Annotated in this window: 13 protein-coding genes; 8 read left to right on the plus strand and 5 right to left on the minus strand. The window is 44.5% G+C overall.

Going from position 1 to position 18,343, the window contains the following annotated elements:
- Positions 1–205 precede the first annotated feature (205 nt).
- On the minus strand, positions 206–2,389 hold the full coding sequence (locus AC1DXF_RS10390; RefSeq protein WP_477448258.1) for a S9 family peptidase: 2,184 nt from the start codon (positions 2,387–2,389) through the stop codon (positions 206–208).
- 105 nt (positions 2,390–2,494) lie between these two features.
- On the opposite strand from AC1DXF_RS10390, the gene AC1DXF_RS10395 reads away from it, so the two are divergent.
- Positions 2,495–4,024, plus strand: a complete 1,530-nt coding sequence (locus AC1DXF_RS10395) for a serine hydrolase (RefSeq protein WP_477448260.1) — start codon at positions 2,495–2,497, stop codon at positions 4,022–4,024.
- Positions 4,025–4,165: 141 nt separating this feature from the next.
- Positions 4,166–4,813, plus strand: a complete 648-nt coding sequence (locus AC1DXF_RS10400; RefSeq protein WP_477448261.1) for a hypothetical protein — start codon at positions 4,166–4,168, stop codon at positions 4,811–4,813.
- Positions 4,814–4,864: 51 nt separating this feature from the next.
- Here the strand turns inward: AC1DXF_RS10400 and AC1DXF_RS10405 are convergent, their stop codons facing one another.
- A complete protein-coding gene (locus AC1DXF_RS10405) occupies positions 4,865–5,146 on the minus strand; it encodes a hypothetical protein (protein ID WP_090651582.1) in 282 nt (93 codons plus the stop codon).
- A gap of 264 nt (positions 5,147–5,410) precedes the next feature.
- On the opposite strand from AC1DXF_RS10405, the gene AC1DXF_RS10410 reads away from it, so the two are divergent.
- Both AC1DXF_RS10410 and AC1DXF_RS10415 read left to right on the plus strand, forming a co-directional pair.
- Entirely contained in the window at positions 5,411–7,747 is a 2,337-nt protein-coding gene (locus tag AC1DXF_RS10410; RefSeq protein WP_477448263.1) for an efflux RND transporter permease subunit, read from the plus strand.
- An 83-nt stretch (positions 7,748–7,830) separates the two neighbouring features.
- Positions 7,831–8,607 (plus strand): SDR family oxidoreductase, encoded by a 777-nt coding sequence (locus AC1DXF_RS10415; protein ID WP_477448265.1) that lies wholly within the window; start codon positions 7,831–7,833, stop codon positions 8,605–8,607.
- A 237-nt stretch (positions 8,608–8,844) separates the two neighbouring features.
- On the opposite strand, the gene AC1DXF_RS10420 is transcribed toward AC1DXF_RS10415, so the two are convergent.
- Positions 8,845–9,045, minus strand: coding sequence for a hypothetical protein (locus AC1DXF_RS10420; protein ID WP_477448267.1), 201 nt, complete (start codon positions 9,043–9,045; stop codon positions 8,845–8,847).
- Positions 9,046–9,128: 83 nt separating this feature from the next.
- Here AC1DXF_RS10420 and ileS point away from each other — a divergent pair, with 83 nt between their 5' ends.
- From ileS to AC1DXF_RS10440, 4 genes are all read left to right on the plus strand, one after another.
- Positions 9,129–12,533 carry an isoleucine--tRNA ligase gene (gene ileS / locus AC1DXF_RS10425; RefSeq protein ID WP_477448269.1) on the plus strand — a complete coding sequence of 1,135 codons (3,405 nt, stop codon included), beginning with the start codon at positions 9,129–9,131 and terminating at the stop codon, positions 12,531–12,533.
- Complete coding sequence (locus AC1DXF_RS10430) at positions 12,534–12,917, plus strand: TraR/DksA family transcriptional regulator (protein ID WP_091149429.1); 384 nt, start codon at positions 12,534–12,536, stop codon at positions 12,915–12,917. It begins immediately after the preceding gene.
- Positions 12,918–13,523 carry a lipoprotein signal peptidase gene (locus tag AC1DXF_RS10435; protein WP_477448271.1) on the plus strand — a complete coding sequence of 202 codons (606 nt, stop codon included), beginning with the start codon at positions 12,918–12,920 and terminating at the stop codon, positions 13,521–13,523.
- Positions 13,524–13,897: 374 nt separating this feature from the next.
- Positions 13,898–15,826 (plus strand): LTA synthase family protein, encoded by a 1,929-nt coding sequence (locus AC1DXF_RS10440; protein ID WP_477448273.1) that lies wholly within the window; start codon positions 13,898–13,900, stop codon positions 15,824–15,826.
- A gap of 162 nt (positions 15,827–15,988) precedes the next feature.
- Here AC1DXF_RS10440 and AC1DXF_RS10445 read toward each other — a convergent pair whose 3' ends face one another.
- Both AC1DXF_RS10445 and AC1DXF_RS10450 read right to left on the minus strand, forming a co-directional pair.
- The gene (locus AC1DXF_RS10445) at positions 15,989–16,513 is read right to left on the minus strand and encodes an AAA family ATPase (RefSeq protein WP_477448275.1); all 525 of its coding nucleotides are present in this window, start codon (positions 16,511–16,513) and stop codon (positions 15,989–15,991) included.
- Positions 16,514–17,047: 534 nt separating this feature from the next.
- Positions 17,048–18,343, minus strand: coding sequence for a M20/M25/M40 family metallo-hydrolase (locus AC1DXF_RS10450; protein ID WP_477448277.1), 1,296 nt, complete (start codon positions 18,341–18,343; stop codon positions 17,048–17,050).

Raw genomic sequence — 18,343 nt, forward strand, 5'->3', positions numbered from 1 at the left:
TTTTAAATACTAACGAAAAGAAATCATGTAATATTTGAAATTTAACAAAACGCCTACATGCACGCCCCCTGTCCCAGAGGGACAATAGCTTTGTAGAAACGCGCCGCACACCCTTCTTCTGCCCCAGAGGGGCAAAACATCACAAGCGCGAATTAAAAAATGCCCCTCATTTTCACTAGGGGCATCTCGATATCAAACCACCATCCTATCTCCCACCCGGCGGGCAATGTTCTTTCAAATATTTGGTGAACATGGTATGCAGGTGCAGGCTGGTGCCCGGGCCTTCAAAAATACCGTGGGTGCGGTTGGGGTATGCCATTAGTTCAAACTGGCGGTTGTATTTAACCAGCTCGTTAATCAGTTCTTCGGCGTTTTTGTAGTGTACGTTATCATCGCCTGTACCGTGTATGTACAGCAGGTTGCCGCGCAGATTTTTGGCATAGGTAATTGGCGATCCTTTGATGAATGCCGCTTTACCTTCGTCATTAACCGGTACGCCCATGTAGCGTTCCTGGTAAATATTATCATAGGTTAGCTGGTCGCCTACCGCTGCTACAGCTATCCCTGTTTTGTAAATCTCGGGGTATTGGAACATCAGGTTAAGGGTTGATGAACCGCCGCCGCTCCAGCCGTGTACCGCTACGCGTGCCGAATCAACAAAAGGCCATTTCAGGATCTCTTTGGCAGCCATGGCCTGGTCGCGGATGTTGATGATGCCAATATTTTTATAGATAGCCTTACGCCAGGCTGTACCTTTGGGGGCCGGTGCGCCACGCCCTTCAACAGACATGTAAATGTAGCCATCATCGGCCATACTGCCTACGTATAAGCCATTACGGCCTGTACCCCAGGTATCGGTAACAGTTTGGCCGGCAGGTTCGCCATAAACGGTAAATACAACAGGGTATTTTTTATTCGGATCAAAGTTGGTTGGCTTCATCATCCAGCCGTCCATCTCAATACCATCAACTGTTTTTACCTTGAAAAACTCGGGCTTGTTTTTAGCATTCTTATCAACGGCAATAACTTTACCGCCAATGTGTTGATGGCTGGGCAGGCTTACCACTTCGCTTGCTGGCGGTGTATAGCTATTGCTAAAATTGTGTAGCGCCACTTTTCCGTTAGGCGAAATATCGTAGCCATGGGTACCAGGCTGATCGGCAGGCGAAACACGCTCTGCTTTGCCACCTGCCAGTTTTATGCGGTATAAATACTTCTGGGTAGCATTATCCGGCGAAGCCATAAAATAAATGTAACCGCCGGCCTCGTCAATCAGGCTTACGGTAATTACATCATAATCGCCTTTGGTAAGCAGGGTTTCTTTGCCCTCGCGGCTTACCCGGTAAATGTGTTTCCAGCCATCTTTTTCGCTCACCCATAAAAAGTCTTTGCCTTTGTTTATCCACTCCCAGCCAATCGGGTCGCCATTGTTCCAGCGCTCTTTGCCATCAATCCAGGAGTCGCTTTTTTCCTCACGGATAAGCCGTGTTGTACCGTTTGATATATTGCCGATAAATACGCGGCTTTCGGTTTGGGCGCGGTTCAGTTGCTCCACAATAATTTCGTTGGGGCTTAAGGCCCACTCCATACGGGGGATATAGTGCTGTACGTTATCGCCGGGAATATCCATCCATTTGGTAGCGGCGGTGTTGATATCAACCACGCCAATTTTTGCCGAACTTGGGTCCTCGCCTGCAACAGGATACTCTACCGGTACCACAAACGGATATATCGAATCGGTGGTATTTAGCATATAATAGCTTTTAATTTTGGTGGCGTCTATCTTCCAATAAGCTATATTACGGCTATCGGGCGACCAGCGAAAACCATCGCGGCAGCCAAATTCCTCTTCATAGGCCCAATCAAAAGTGCCATTAATTACATGGGTACTTCCATCTGTGGTCAGTTGCTTAACATCGCCGCTGGCCAGGTCCTCTACATAAATATTATGGCCGCTCACGTAAGCTGCTTTAGTTGCATCGGGCGATAGTTTGGCAAACATTAGTGATGATTCGGGCAGGTTTTTGCCTAATTGCGATAGTTTTTGCGTGCCGGTATCAAACACCCAGTAATCGCCACGGGTATCATAGCGCCATACTTTTTGGGTATTGGTGTTAATGAGTACCTTCTTTCCATCGTCAGATATCGTAAACCTTTTTACGCCAATGGGTGTTTTGCCTTTGGGTGTAAGCATGGCGGTGCTTATCCAAACTGTTTTTTTGCTGCTGTCGCGGGTATCGTAAACGGTAATTTCGCCGCCTGTGATTTTATAATACTGATAGCCATCATTGGCCCAGTGTGTAGGTGCGCGTTGCGCTTTAGCCAGGTTATTGTTTAAAATAAACAGAACGATTAACAGGAAACACCAGCCTGAACGGTAAAATTTCATATAATTATACTTTGAATAATGAATGCGGCATTATTTAAAAAATAAGTAATGCCGCCGTAAATTTTGCGTTAAATTAGCACATTCGCCAAGCATAAAACCAGTGTAATGAAAAAAATACTTCTGCTTATTATCCTTTTTGTTTCATTAGTTACTGTTACACAGGCCCAACGCGCCAACCGGAGCAAATTTATAAGCGACAGCCTTGACCTGTATGTAAGCCGCGCCCTCACTAACTGGCGCATCCCGGGAGTGGCTGTATGTATTGTTAAAGACAATAAAATTGTACTAATGAAAGGTTACGGCATTAAGGAACTTGGCTTGCCAAACCTTGTGGATGTAAACACCTTGTTTATGGTAGGCAGTAACACCAAAGCCTTTACGGCCACTGCCCTGGCCATGCTGCAAAGCAGCGGTAAGCTTTCCTTAGATGATAAGGTAACCAAATACATTCCGGAGTTTAGGCTGGATAACAAACCGGCCGGCGAGCAAGCCATTGTGCGCGATTTATTGTGCCACCGCCTGGGGCTTCAAACCTTCCAGGGCGATTTTACATTTTACAATACCAACCTTAGCCGCGAAGAAATTATTCAAAAGCTGGGGCAAATTAAAGCGCCGTATCCTTTCCGCACCAAATGGGGCTATACCAATTCAGCATTTTTAACGGCTGGCCAAATTATCCCGAAGGTAACCGGCAAGCCCTGGGAAGTTTATCTGAAAGAAAATATTTTTGCCCCACTGGGCATGAGCAACACCCTGGCCCTTACAGCCGAAATGCCCAAATCAATAAACCGCACGGTACCGCATACCTTGAATGATGGCCGGCTAACCGCGATACCTTATTGCCAGATTGACGGGCTTGCACCGGCAGGAGCTATCAGTTCGTCGGTAAATGATATGAGCAAATGGGTTATGGCTTTGCTTAATGATGGCAAAGTTGGCAACAGGCAGGTAATTCCCGCCGCAGCCATCCAGGCTACCCGCCAACCACAGGATATTGTAGGCAGCATCCACCACCTGAATGGCGAAAATAATTTTGAGCTATACGGGCTGGGATGGTTTATACAGGATTACTCGGGCCACAGGCTGGTAATGCACGATGGCGGGGTGAATGGCTATTTATCATCGGTAACATTATCTCCGCAGGACCACCTGGGTATTATCATTTTAACCAATACCGATCAGAACCAGTTTTTTGAAGCCCTGCGCTGGGAAATATTAGATGCTTATTTTGGCCAGGGATACCGCAATTATAGTGATGCTTACCTGGCTAATTACAAAACCCACGCCACTGCCGACCTTGCCACAGATAAAAAGCTGCGCGATTCGGTGTTGTTAAACCTACGCCCGGCATTACCGGCACAAAACTACACCGGTAAATACACCAACAGCCTTTACGGCAGCATGACAGTAACCCAAGGCGAAAACAACGACCTGGAGATGCGTTTTGAACACCACCCTAAAATGTTTGCCAAACTACAACCTTTGGGTGGCAACCGTTACTACGTAACCTTTTCAGATCCCACTTTAGGCAAGGCCATATTCCCCTTTACCGTACAAAACGGCAGGGTAACAGGCGTACGGGTTAAAGTAGCCGATTTTGTAGAGTATAATCCTTACGATTTTAAGAAGGAATGAAGCCCCTCCTAAATCCTCCCCGGTAGGGAGGACTTTAAAAATGATGCAGCCGATTTTGTGGAGTATAACCCTTATGATTTTAAGAAGGAGTGAGGCGATTTGGATGTAGATTTTTATATCTTTAGATCCTGAATCTTCACAATGAAAAAAGCATTATTGGTTGCCGGTTTCGTAGTAATTTTTACCGCTTGCCAACAAAGCGCTAAAAAATCGAGTCTTAATGATCCCCTTGTTTTATCCGGCGAATATGATGAATTGAAAATAGCTTTCAACCCTGCAAACAACCAGGTAACCGGCTACTTTGAAAGCGGTACCGGCGAAGATGCTGCTGGCGGGAGCCCACAATTTTCTTGTGCTTTTTATATCGAAGGAAAACTAACGGATAAACAGGCAAAAGTCAGGTCCTTTTTTCCGTTGGATAATTTTCCGGCTGACAATAACGACTTGATAGCAGGTACACTTATTCCGACCGCCAATAATAAACTATCTTTAAAATTAGACAAAGAACACGGTGGCTGCTCTATGGTGCAACATTTTAAAGACGAGCCGGTGATTTTTGCTATTAGTAAAAAACAAAATTGGATAGCTATCAAATATATCACCGCCATCAAAGCATTCTTTTATACAGATGCCGGGTTGGAAACCAAAAGGAAAGCATATTTAGTAAAAGGGAATATTATTTACATTGATGAGGAAAAGAACAATTGGGTTCATTGCACCTTTACCGACGTAAATAACCACAGCACTCAAGGTTGGTTGAGATCGGAAGATATTAACCGGCTTGAATAGCAAATTCTATAACTTAATCAACCACTCACCCAATCAACTATTTACCACTCACTAAAACTTCAAATTCGACTTTAGCCAAACCTGTACATCTTCCTGGGTAAATATTTCGGCGGGCAGTTTATCGTGAATAAGTTTTTCCATTTTGTTGCCGGTATTGGCAAAGCGGTAATCCCATAATATCATCAGTTTGTTTATCAGGTAAACAACTTCGTTACCCTCATCCTTTGCAAATGGGGTTGCATCTGGTTTGCCGTTTACGCGTGGGTCGTTTTGGGTATAGTTTGTCCATTTGTAATCGGTATAATGCAGGTTTCGCTTCGAAAAAAGGATCATGAGCTTAAAGAATTTCTTTAAAGGTACGGATAAATAACCCGGTATTTTGCGATAGCCCGTTTTATATGTGCCGAAGTATTAAATAAAGGTTAACAAATTGCGGCTGTGCATAGCTTATAACAACCTGGTCAATAAGTTTGCCATACCTGTATAGTTATAGCTTATACGTCAGCTTCGGGCACCAGCTATTGTCACAAAGTCAATATCTTCCATGGGGGGTTAAATCTAAATTCGTAGTTTAGCGGCGGTCATAATTTACTGTTCATGTTCTGGAAAAAAACGGCATCATTTATTCTTAAAAACAGGCTTCTTGTGTTGATAAGCGTTGTGGCATTAAGCGTTTTTATGAGCTATGAAGCATCCAAAGTAAAAATAACCTTTAATGGCGGCAAGGTGCTGCCCGTTACCGATTCGGCCTATATCCGGTATAACCAGTTTAAAAAAATGTTTGGCCAGGATGCGTCATCCATGGTAATCGGCATCAAATCGGATAAAATTTTTGACAAAGATGTATTTAACGACTGGTACCAGATAGGCAACGATTTGAGGCAGGTAAAAGGTGTTAAAGCGGTTATTTCGGTAGCCAATGTTTATAACCTGCAAAAGGATACCGCCCAACATCGTTTTATCATAAAACCATTGGTTACCGGTATATTGCCAACAGCGCAGGCGGTTGATAGTATAAAACAAAAACTGGCCAGCCTGCCTTTTTATAAGGGAGTGGTATTGAGTAACGATGGCAAATCTACCCTGATGGCTATTACTTTTGATGATAAGATCATCAACACCCCATACCGTGTACCTATCATCAACAAAATAAAAAAACTGGGCGCGGCCTTTGAGCAAAAACATGGCATAAAAGTACACTACTCGGGCCTGCCGCTTATCCGTACCGTGGTTGGCGATTTGGTGGCGCACGAGTTTTCCATGTTCCTGGGCCTATCGGTGTTAATTACCGCGATAATATTACTGGCGTTCTTCCGCTCGTTTTTCCCGGTAGTATTCCCTATAATAATTGTTGTACTTGGGGTAGTTTGGAGCCTGGGCACACTGGTGCTGATGCATTACGAAATGACTATCCTTACCGGCATCATTCCGCCGCTTATTGTGGTTATCGGCATCCCGAATACTATCTTTATCCTTAACAAATACTACCACGAATACGGGCTGTGCGGCGATAAAATGGAGGCATTGCACCTGGCTGTTGAAAAAGCCGGTATAACCACCTTTATTGCCAATATTACAACCGCCATAGGTTTTGGCGTATTATGCTTTACCAACAGCGAGTTGCTTACCCAGTTTGGCCTGGTAGCCTCCATCAGCATAATAGCTACTTTTGCCTTAAGTTTAATTTTAGTACCCATTATTTTCAGCTACCTGCCATCGCCCAAACCCCAAATGGCCGGCATTAAGGATAGTAAGCTGATGGCCGGCTTGCTAAGCGGTTTAGATAAGCTGGTGCATACCAGGCGCAAAGCTATTTACATAGGTACATTGGTATTAATTGCCATATCATGTGCGGGCATTTACCAAATAAACATTAATGGGTTTGTGGTTGACGACCTGCCCCAGCATAACAACACGCTGGAAGACCTGAAATTTTTTGAGGCCAATTTTAACGGCGTACTGCCCTTAGAGGTAAGCATCGATACCAAACGTAAAAACGGTGTGGTAAACCTGGGCGTAATCCGCAAGGTAGAGAAGCTGGAAAAACTAATTTCGTCGTACCCGCAGTTCAGCCGGTCGATATCGCTTATCCAGGTTTTAAAATTCAGCACCCAGGCATTTTACGGCGGGGCGCCCGAATATTACCGGCTGCCCGATGGATTGGAGCAAAACTTTATCCTGAACTATGCAGGCAACTCGGCGGGTAAAGGCACCAGCGCGTTAAACAGTTATGTAGATAGCACCAAGCAGGTAACCCGCGTAACGTTCGAAATGATTGATGCAGGTTCGAAAAAAATGAATGTAGTGCTGGCCGAACTGCAGCCGCGTATTGATTCTATCTTCAACCCTAAAAAGTTTCATGTAGAGCTTACCGGCAGCAGTATCATATTTATTAAAGGCACCAATTACCTGCTTATTAACCTGTATGAAAGTTTGGCCTGGGCTATTTTCCTGATTGCCATTGTGATGTGGATATTATTTCGCGGTGTTAAAATGATAGCTGTATCCCTGGTACCCAACCTGGTACCGCTGATTATTACAGCCGGCATCATGGGTTTTTTTGGCATCCCGCTTAAACCTTCAACTATCCTCATCTTCAGTATAGCCATGGGTATTTCATCCGACCAGACCATTTATTTTATCACCCGTTACCGCCACGAGCTGCGCAACACCCGCAAAAGTATATCTGTAATTGTATCCGATACCATCCGCGAAACAGGGGTGAGCATGATATTTATAGCCACTGTACTATTTTTTGGCTTTGGCGTGTTTGTCGTATCAAAATTTGGCGGCACACAAGCCCTTGGCATCCTGCTATCAATTACATTGTTAGTAGCCATGATCAGCAACCTTACCCTGTTGCCTGCGTTTTTATTAACGCTTGAAAAAGGCGTTGACAGGAAAAAATTAAAAGGGCCGGATATAGAGGAGTAGGGAGCCTGTTTTTATTGAATCACTACTATCATGATAAAAATGTCATTTCCCTTTTAGAATTTAACTATACGAAGAACATCGACATGGATCTTAAACTCAACAACAAAGTAGCCCTGGTGCTGGCCGCCAGCAAAGGGTTGGGCAAGGCAATAGCCACAACGCTATCTGCCGAAGGCGCCAAAGTAATTATCGGCTCGCGCGATGAGGCGGAACTGAATAAAACTGCCGAAGAAATCAAAAGGCTAACTGGTGGCGAGGTGGTTGTAATTCCTGTTGATGTTTCCAAAACTGATGAAATAGACGCCTTTGTCGCCAAAGCCGCGGCCACTTTTGGTCGCATTGATATTTTGCTGAATAACGCTGGCGGCCCACCGTTTGATAAATTTGAAAACTTTGATGATGAGCAGTGGCAAAAGGCATTTGAACTAAACCTGCTAAGCGTAGCCCGCTTAAGTAAATTAGTACTGCCCCATATGCAAAAAACCGGCAGCGGCAGAATCATCAACATCATTAGTGGTTCGGTAAAGGCGGTGTTGGGCAATTCTGTATTATCAACCACCATGCGCATGGGCGTTGTGGGGATGGCCAAGCTAATGGCAGATGAATTTGGACCATATAATATCACCGTAAACAATGTGGCACCCGGCTTAATCCTTACCGACCGCATTAAGCACACTTTTCCGAAAGATGTTGACCCTGAACAAGCGATAAAAGACAAAGCAAAAGCCATCCCCCTTGGCCGTATTGGCAAACCCGAAGAGCTGGCAGCGCTGGTTGCCTTTTTGGCATCAGAACAGGCGGCTTATATTAGCGGCACAACTATCCAGGTTGATGGTGGAGCTAATAGGGCAATCTTTTAACAGGATTTAGGGATTTTGCAGGCTTGACAGGATTTTTTCTTTTTTTCTGAACTCGGATTAAACAGATTTATGGGATTATACTGGATTTTTTTGACTGTCCTGGGCGGAATAATCTGATTCAAGTTCACCAATTTGCAAATCAAATCCAAAAAATCTGATAAATCCGTTTAATCCAAGTTCAGCCTTAATCAGACAATCAAAAATCCTGTAAATCCTGTCTAATCATAAAAATCGTGTCTACTTCCTACTCTCCTTCAAATTATCAATAATCAAAGTAATAATACTCACAATAGCTGCCATGGTTAACCCGGTGGCCCCGCCCTGCATGTAAACTTTCCAATTGGAGCCCTGTAAAGCCGGGATAACCATTGTGGCCGAAAACAGGATCACGGCTACTAACAACATTAATATCGTGCGCTTTACTTTATTATTTTTCACCTGTCTAAATTAAAAAAATCATTTATAAATTCCGTATTTTTGCAACCTCTTAAAAAAGAGGTGATAAACGGTAGAATATATACATGTACAAGGAATATAAGCAGTTAAACTTATCGCAAACAGGCAAAGAGGTACTTAAATTTTGGAAAAAGAATAACATTTTCGAAAAAAGTATCAGCAGCCGCCCGGAAGATAACCCTTACACTTTTTACGAAGGGCCGCCGAGCGCCAATGGTATGCCCGGTATCCACCACGTAATGGCGCGTTCTATCAAGGATATTTTTTGCCGCTATAAAACTTTAAAAGGCTACCAGGTTAAACGTAAAGGCGGGTGGGATACCCACGGCCTGCCCATTGAGCTGGCTGTTGAAAAAGCTTTGGGGATAACCAAAGACGATATTGGTAAAAAAATTACTGTTAAAGAGTACAACGATGCCTGCCGCAAGGAGGTAATGCGCTATACCGATGTTTGGAACGACCTGACCGAGAAAATGGGTTATTGGGTCGACCTTGAAGATCCGTACATCACCTACAAAAACGAATATATTGAAAGCCTTTGGTGGATACTGAAGAAGTTTTACGATGCAGGCTTTTTGTATAAAGGGTACACTGTACAACCTTATTCGCCAAAATCGGGTACCGGCCTAAGCTCGCATGAGCTTAACCAGCCGGGCACTTATAAAATGGTGAAGGATACCACCATTGTTGCCCAGTTTAAAGTTAAACGCGACCAGGATTCGGCCTTTTTGTTTGAAGGCGTAAATACCGATGTGTTTATCCTGGCCTGGACAACCACCCCCTGGACACTGCCTTCAAATTGTGCCCTTGCCGTTGGCGAAAATATCACGTACGTTAAAATCAGCACCTTTAACCCCTACACTTTTGAGCCAATCTGCGTTGTATTAGCAAAAGACCTGGTAAAAAAATACTTTAAGGCCGAAGGCGAAAACGCATCCTTTGATGATTACAAAGGCGGCGACAAGATCATCCCATGGACATTAGCGGCCGAATTTAAGGGGAGCCAACTATTAGGCATCCACTATGAGCAGCTGATGCCTTACGTAACCAATGAGGATTTAGAGAAAAACGCGTTCCGTGTAATCCCTGCCGATTTTGTTACTACCGAGGATGGTACAGGCATAGTACATACCGCATCTGTTTTTGGAGCGGATGACTTTAGGGCCTGTAAAGAAAACAACGTACCATCGGTAATGGTGAAAGACGAGAACGGCAAGGAAGTTCCGTTGGTAGACAAGCAAGGCCGTTTTGTTGACGAGGTTACCGATTTTGCAGGCCAATACGTTAAAGAAGAATATTATACCGCCGAAGAGCGCGCCGTGGAAGGCTTCAGGGCTACCGACGTACAGATCTCGATTAAACTAAAAACCGAGAACAAAGCCTTCGACGTAAAAAAATACGAGCACAGCTACCCGCACTCCTGGCGTTCTGATGAGCCGATTTTATACTATCCGCTGGATAGCTGGTTTATCAAAACAACTGCCGTTAAGGATAAAATGGTAGCGCTTAACAAAACCATCAACTGGAAACCCGAATCGACCGGTACCGGCCGTTTTGGTAACTGGCTTGAAAATTTAGTTGACTGGAACCTTTCGCGCTCCCGTTACTGGGGTACGCCGCTGCCCATCTGGCGCGAGGAAAACGGTGGAGAAGAAAAATGCATCGGCTCCATTGCCGAACTGAACGCCGAGATTGAAAAATCAATTGCCGCCGGATTTATGCCTGAAGGCTTCACGCTGGAAGACATGCACCGCCCTTATGTGGACGATGTAATATTAACTTCGTCGACCGGCAACAAAATGTTCCGCGAGCCGGATCTGATTGACGTTTGGTTTGATAGCGGCGCTATGCCTTACGCGCAATGGCATTTCCCTTTCGAAAATAAAGATGAGTTTGCCAAAGCCTACCCGGCTGATTTTATTGCCGAAGGTGTTGACCAAACCCGCGGCTGGTTTTTTACCCTGCACGCCATAGCTGTAATGCTGAGCGAATGCAGCGATGAAGTTAAAGCTGTAAACGAAAAAGTTGGCAACGGTGGTGTAGCCTTTAAAAACGTGATATCGAACGGTTTGGTGCTGGATAAAAACGGCAACAAAATGTCTAAACGTTTGGGTAATGGTGTCGATCCTTTTGAAACCATCGAGCAGTTTGGCGCCGATGCGCCGCGCTGGTACATGATCAGCAATGCATCGCCATGGGATAACCTGAAATTTAATGTAGAGGGCATTGACGAGGTTCGCCGTAAGTTTTTCGGTACGCTTTATAATACCTACTCATTCTTCGTACTCTACGCCAATATCGATAAGTTCACTTACAGCGAAGCTGAAATTGAGATCGGCAAACGCCCGGAGATCGATCGCTGGATTATATCATTATTAAACACCTTAACCCAGGAGGTTGATGGTTTTTATGCTGATTTTGAGCCAACCAAAGCCGCCCGCGCTATACAGGAATTTGTGGATGCGCATTTCAGCAACTGGTTTATCCGCTTAAGCCGCCGCCGTTTCTGGAGGTCGGATAATTCGGATGATAAGTTATCGGCTTACCAAACGCTATATACCTGTTTAATCACCATCAGCAAGCTGATGTCGCCCATTGCGCCTTTCTTTGCCGATAGGTTATACAGCGATTTAAACAGCGTTACCGGCAAAGAGGCCTTTGAATCTGTTCACCTGGCCTACTTCCCCGAGTATCATGCAAACCTGGTTGATGCCGACCTGGAAGAGCGCATGAAACTGGCGCAGGATATTTCATCCTTAGTGTTATCATTACGTAAAAAGATAGGGATTAACGTAAGGCAGCCTTTAAGCAAAATACTTTTGCCTATATTGGATAAAGACTTTAAGGTACACGTAGAGCAGGTTAAGGATTTGATATTATCTGAAACCAACATTAAGGATATTGAGTATATTACCGATACCGCAGGCTTCATCAAAAAGAAGATAAAGCCAAACTTTAAAGCCCTTGGCCAAAAAGTAGGTAAGGATATGAAAGCAGTAGCCGAGGCGATAAATAAGCTCACCAATGAACAAATAGCTGAACTGGAAGCGAACGGAAGTATTGATTTAGAAGTGACTGGTGCCAACTCACTCACTACTCACTACTCACTACTCACCACTGACGTAGAGATTATTGCCGAAGACGTACCCGGCTGGCAGGTTGCAAACCAGGGCAAACTAACCGTTGCTTTGGATGTTACCATAACCAACGAGCTGAAACAGGAGGGTATAGCGCGCGAATTGATTAACCGCATTCAAAATCTTCGTAAGGATAAAGGGTTTGAAGTAACTGATAAAATAGACGTTAAGCTTTTTGATCATCCTTACATCAGCGAAGCGGTAAAAAATAATTTAGCATATATTTGCGCCGAAGTTTTGGCAGTGGGTATAGTGCTTGATACCCAGTTAAATGATGGCGATTTAATAGCCATTGACGGACATGAAATTTTGATTGTAATTAGTAAAATATAAATGAAAGTAGAAAACGAAAAAACCAGATATTCTGAGTCAGACCTGCAGGAATTTAAAGCGCTAATCCTGGATAAACTGCGTATTGCTAAAGAAGAATTAAATTCACTTGCAACATCATTAAGTTCGCCAAACGCGAACGGGACCGATGATACCGCAGGCACCTATAAAACTTTAGAAGATGGCTCGGCCACACTGGAAAAAGAACAAATTAACCAGTTGGCTGCCCGTCAGAAAAAATTCATCGATCAGCTGGAAGCTGCGTTGGTACGCATAGAAAACAAAACTTACGGTATTTGCCGCGAAACCGGTAAACTAATACCTAAGGAGCGTTTGCGCGCAGTGCCGCACACCACCATGACGATGGAAGCAAAATTAAGGCAATAAATGAAGGCTGCTTACACCAAACCTTTTTTTACCGCTTTCATCATTATCCTTGCCGATCAGGCTATTAAAACCTGGGTACGCAGGTATATGTACATGGGCGAAGAAATTCGTTTCCTGGGCAGCCATGGCATGCTGCACTACACCGAAAATAACGGCATGGCATTTGGCATGGAATGGGGCGGCGATGCCGGTAAGCTGGCGTTAACCCTGTTCCGCATAGCGGCGGTTGTAGGTATAGTATACAGCTTGGTTTACCTCATTAAACACAAATATCATCGCGGGCTAATCATGAACGTGGCGCTTATTTTAGCCGGCGCTGTAGGTAACATTATCGATTCTACCTTTTACGGCGTCCTGTTTCAGCATGGTAAACTGTTTCATGGCCGCGTTGTAGATATGTTTTACTTCCCCCTGTTAAGAGGCACATACCCGTCATGGTTTCCGTTTTGGGGAGGCGAGGCATTTGAGTTTTTCAGGCCGGTATTTAACCTGGCCGATTCGGCCATATGTGTAGGGGTTATTATGATCCTGCTATACCAGAAACGCTACTTCAAACACGAAGTACCTGAAACCGCCAGCCCGAACAGCGAAATGGTTGAGGAATAATGAGCAACTAACGATATGCAAAAAAGCCGCTCAACGCGGCTTTTTTGGGTTTACGCCCCTCCCGGCGTTTGTGTCCTCACAAACGCTTTCCCCGAAGCCTGTCGTTCTTCCGGAATAGCTGCCTGTGTTAGAACACCGACCGCAAGCGCCAAAACATTTCCTTTTATTTAATAATTTGATAACATTATATAAACTCACAGGTTATTTTAAATTATGACAAAAAATCAAAACTCCTGGTTTACTTATTTATTACATTCGTTGCTTAATAAGCACCCCTGCATTTTAAACGACGATAAATTCAAAGTTTCTCCTTAACCAGGAGGTAACCACCTTTCGCCTTACACAATTTGGGGGGTAGCCAAAACAATATTTTCATGGACGATAAATTTAGGTTATCCGAGTATAAGGTTCTTATATATCGCATGTTTTTAGGCTACCTGTTCTATTTTATAGCCAGGGTCTTGTTTTTTGCCTATAACACGCACTTGCTGGCCGTTGATAATCTTTCTACGCTGTTAAAACTGTGCTATTACGGGATGGCCTTTGATACCACGGCCCTACTATACGTTAACAGCCTGTTTATCTTATTAAGCGTACTGCCGTTAACCATCAATACACGGCCAGGATCCCAAAAAGGCATCACCATTTTATACTTTGTTACCAATTTTTTGGCCTACGCCACCAACTTTGTCGATATCATTTACTATCGCTTCAGCCAGGTACGCTCAACCAAAGCTGTGCTTGATGTTCTGTCCGACGAAACCAATAAAAAAGCGTTGCTCGAACATTTTACCTGGGCCTATTGGTATATCCTGGTGATATACATATTGTGTTGTGTTTGCTGGGTTTGGCTGTACTCCCGCGTAAAAGTTAAACCGCGGCCAGTAAAGCATTTACGGCCTTATTTTTACACGTCGATAGTTTCGCTTCTTGTTGCCGTGGCACTGGTTATAGGTGGTATCCGGGGCGATTTTGCGCACAGTACCAGGCCTATTAATATGGTAGATGCTTATAAACACGTTACCGTACCTAACCAGGGCGACGTGGTTTTAAATACGCCCTTTGCCATTATCCGCACCATCAGCAGCAACAACTTCAAGCTTCAGCACTGGACCACTGCAGATTATATTAACGCAAACATTAAACCCATAAAACAGTACAACAGCAAGCCCGCTGCAAAACCCAACGTGGTGATCATTATTTTAGAGAGCATGGCCAAAGAATACTGGGGCAGCATGAACAAGGGCGCCAATATACCTGGCTTTGTATCGTACACGCCGTTTTTAGATTCACTGTCTGGCAACAGCCTGATATTTACCAACGCATACGCCAATGGCCGCCAGTCAATCCACGCCATGTCGTCGGTTTTGGCGGGCATTCCTTCGTTTCAAACGGCTTTTACTTCATCCCCTTTTGCCAAGCAAAAAATTGAATCTATTGTGTCGGTATGTAATGGCATGGGGTATCAAACCTCATTTTTTCATGGCGCGGCAAATGGCTCCATGGGTTTCCAGGGCTTTGGAAGCATTTTGGGATTTAAAAACTATTACGGCAGAACAGAATACAATAACGACCGGGATTTTGACGGCATCTGGGGCATTTGGGACGAGCACTTTTTTCAGTTTATGGGCAAAACACTCAGCACCCAAAAACAGCCGTTTATGGCTACTTTGTTCAGCCTGTCGTCGCATGACCCCTATCAGCTGCCCGAAAAATATAAGACCAGATTTAAAGGCGGGCCGCTTGCTATTGATAAATGCGTTCAATATACTGATAACGCGCTGCGGATATTTTTTAACTATGCCAAAACCCAGCCCTGGTATAGCAACACCATTTTTGTAATAACCGCCGACCATACCAGCCAGACATATTACCCCGAATACAGCGAAGGCGTTAACCGCTTTGCCGTGCCGATATTGTTTTACAGCGCCAACAATACCTATGGGCTAAAGGGCGTACGTACCGACCTCGCCTCGCAAATGGACATATACCCATCGGTAGCCGATTTGATAGGTTACAACAAACCCTTCCGGTCATGGGGGCGCAGCCTGGTCAGCAGCCTGCCAGCCGAGACGCCGAGAGTTATTAATTCAACAGGGAACATCTACCAGCTGATGCAGGGCAATTACACCTACCTGTTCGACGGAAAAAACGTTACCGGGATATACGCCGTTGCCGACAAAGGCCTGAAAAAAAACCTGATGACTAACAACCCGAATCCCGAAATGAATACCGGCATAGCCGATTGCAAGGCCTTCATCCAGGATTATGCAGACAGGATTGTGAATAAGAAATTGAATTGACACTAATGAATGTGCAGATTTCAGATGTGCAGATGAAGGGCAGTATTTCAGATACGTAGATTTTATTTTCAAATTTTCAAATCCTCAAATTTTCAAATTGATTTAAATCATCTGAAACGGCGAAGCCCTCAACGTAGTTAATCTGCACATCTAAAAAGAGCCTCATTTCCCCAAAAACTCATCTATTGCTTTTACCGCGCTTTCATACCTATCCGCGCCGGTGCCCGATATCAGCACATAATTTGCATTCAGCGCGCGTAGCTCTTTATGCCAAACATCCATAAAATACTCCCGTTTGGTAGGGAAGTTGCGCAGCGGATCATCCTGCCAGGGCAGATCGATATTGAGCAGAAGGTATAAATCGTAAGGATGTTTGGGCAATTCGTCCAATACTTCCTGTGGCGAGCGGCCAAACATTTCCTCGCTCCATATTTTTACGGTGATAAAAGTGGTATCGCAGATCAGGATCTTGTTGGCCAGGGGCAGCATTTGTTCTTCTAAAGCGAGTTGGCCATAAAACATATTAATCTCATCCTCCCAGGTGCAGGGCTCTGTTAACTTTTCGCAGTAACCACGGGCATATTCAGGCACGGCAACGGTATGGTAATGCGCCGCCAGGTAATCTGACATGGTTGATTTACCTGTCGATTCGGGACCTACTACTGCTATTTTGGGGATATGGGACATGAGTTTTGCTATTATTTTTTGTCATCCTGGATAGTAAAATCTGCGAATTTTGAAGAGGAAATGACAACTATTTAATTCCCATTGTCATGCCGAACTTGTTTCGGCACCCCATATGCTAAGTGTACATCATGCCGGTCACCTGTCCCGTGGGATCCCGAAACAAGTTCGGGATGACTTCCGTTTTTCAACTTGTCATCCTGAGTAACCATCAGGATGATCCTGAAAAAAACGGGGATGACGTATTGGCTTTAGCGCCACACAACAACTATGTCATTGCGAGCGCAGCGTGGCAATCGCGAACTGTGCAAGTCCGCCATACAAAGTTCGCGATTGCTTCGTTCCTCGCAATGACATAATTAATAATACTAACAATCAGCAACTTAAAAACACGTCATTATAAGGTACGAAGGATCTATCAGCTGTGCATGACCGATAGAAAAGTTCGCAGATGCTTCGTTCCTCAGCATGACAACTCTTTAAAGGATGTTAACCTCTCTTCAGCGTTTTACCAAATTTTATCACTCTGCACATCTACTACCGCTCCAACTTTGCTATCCTTGTTGGCGTATCTTTACCCGCAACAATACTGCGCGAGCTTAGCGCGATGGCCCTGATGGTTAAAGTAATATTACTTACATCTAACGAGCTAAACTCGTCTTTTACTGTATGGTATAACTTGTCGATATCTATCTGGTCGGTTGATATGGTGTGTGCAGGTACGCCAAGCCTGGCCAGTGTGGCGTTATCGCTGCGGTAAAACAAATTCTGCTCGGGGTAAGGGTCCGGGTAAAATTTAAAGGCGGTGCCGCGCAGGTTTTTTTGCAGTATCTTACCAAAATCCGAACGCTCGTAGCCGGTAATAAATGCCGAGTTTTCGCCAAATTTTGATGCCTTGCCTATCATTTCAATGTTAAACATAGCCACGGTTTTATCAGGGTTAACCTGGCCCGAGAAGTATTGCGAACCGTAGCCGCCAATCTCTTCGGCACAAAAAGCTACAAAAATAAGGGTGCGGGCATTGTTATTTAACTTTTTGTAGTATTTAGCCAGTGATATTACAGCCGTTGTGCCCGATGCATCGTCATCAGCACCGTTGGCAATGCTATCGCCTTCCATAGGTTTAAGAATGCCCAGATGATCATAATGCCCCGAGAATACCACAAACTCATTTGGCTTGCTTTTGCCGGGAATTACGCCTGCAACGTTAAACAAAGAAAGCTCCTCGCTTTTGGTTTCGTAGCTGACATCAAAGGCGGTTACCTTTTCAAAACTTCCGAGCACAAACACCACTGGGGCGCTTGCTTTGCCCTTAAAGGTTATGCTGCCCCTGCTGCTAAATTCACGCACGCGGTTAAACAGGTCTTTAAATTTAGGGTCTACCAATACCAGCGATTTTTTACCACTGTTTGTAGTAATGCCATATTCCTGTCTGAAATCTTTATCAGCGGTTACCTGTACTACCTGCACATCGGCGTTGGTAGCCCAGTTAAATGAATCGCCACCGGTTACAAAAGCGCTATCAGCCGCAACGCTTTTTCCATTAATGCCCAGCGTTAATTTAACAGGAGTTGAACGCAGCACTTTAAAATTTTGCCTGAAGCCGACGTTCCCGGCCAGTGGCTTTAAGCCGGCGATTTTAAACTCACCTTCAATAAATTTGGCTGCCTTGTCAATCCCCGGCGTAAAAGTTGCCCTGCCCCGCATATCATCGGCAGATAGGGTTTTAATAATGCGGCCAACATCATCCTGCCCAATCATTTTATTTACGTCCTGGGCAAATCCACAAGTTGAAGCTGCTAATAAAGCTAAGCTTAATAAGGTTTTTTTCAT

This window comes from Mucilaginibacter sp. P2_A5, from assembly GCF_056404995.1.

Coding starts and splice junctions, on each gene's coding strand:
- AC1DXF_RS10400 (WP_477448261.1), top strand. CDS start 4,166: ATGAAAAAAGCATTATTGGTTGCCGGTTTCGTAGTAATTTTTACCGCT.
- AC1DXF_RS10415 (WP_477448265.1), top strand. CDS start 7,831: ATGGATCTTAAACTCAACAACAAAGTAGCCCTGGTGCTGGCCGCCAGC.
- ileS (WP_477448269.1), top strand. CDS start 9,129: ATGTACAAGGAATATAAGCAGTTAAACTTATCGCAAACAGGCAAAGAG.
- AC1DXF_RS10445 (WP_477448275.1), bottom strand. CDS start 16,513: ATGTCCCATATCCCCAAAATAGCAGTAGTAGGTCCCGAATCGACAGGT.
- AC1DXF_RS10410 (WP_477448263.1), top strand. CDS start 5,411: ATGTTCTGGAAAAAAACGGCATCATTTATTCTTAAAAACAGGCTTCTT.
- AC1DXF_RS10430 (WP_091149429.1), top strand. CDS start 12,534: ATGAAAGTAGAAAACGAAAAAACCAGATATTCTGAGTCAGACCTGCAG.
- AC1DXF_RS10390 (WP_477448258.1), bottom strand. CDS start 2,389: ATGAAATTTTACCGTTCAGGCTGGTGTTTCCTGTTAATCGTTCTGTTT.
- AC1DXF_RS10450 (WP_477448277.1), bottom strand. CDS start 18,343: ATGAAAAAAACCTTATTAAGCTTAGCTTTATTAGCAGCTTCAACTTGT.
- AC1DXF_RS10395 (WP_477448260.1), top strand. CDS start 2,495: ATGAAAAAAATACTTCTGCTTATTATCCTTTTTGTTTCATTAGTTACT.
- AC1DXF_RS10440 (WP_477448273.1), top strand. CDS start 13,898: ATGGACGATAAATTTAGGTTATCCGAGTATAAGGTTCTTATATATCGC.
- AC1DXF_RS10435 (WP_477448271.1), top strand. CDS start 12,918: ATGAAGGCTGCTTACACCAAACCTTTTTTTACCGCTTTCATCATTATC.
- AC1DXF_RS10405 (WP_090651582.1), bottom strand. CDS start 5,146: ATGATCCTTTTTTCGAAGCGAAACCTGCATTATACCGATTACAAATGG.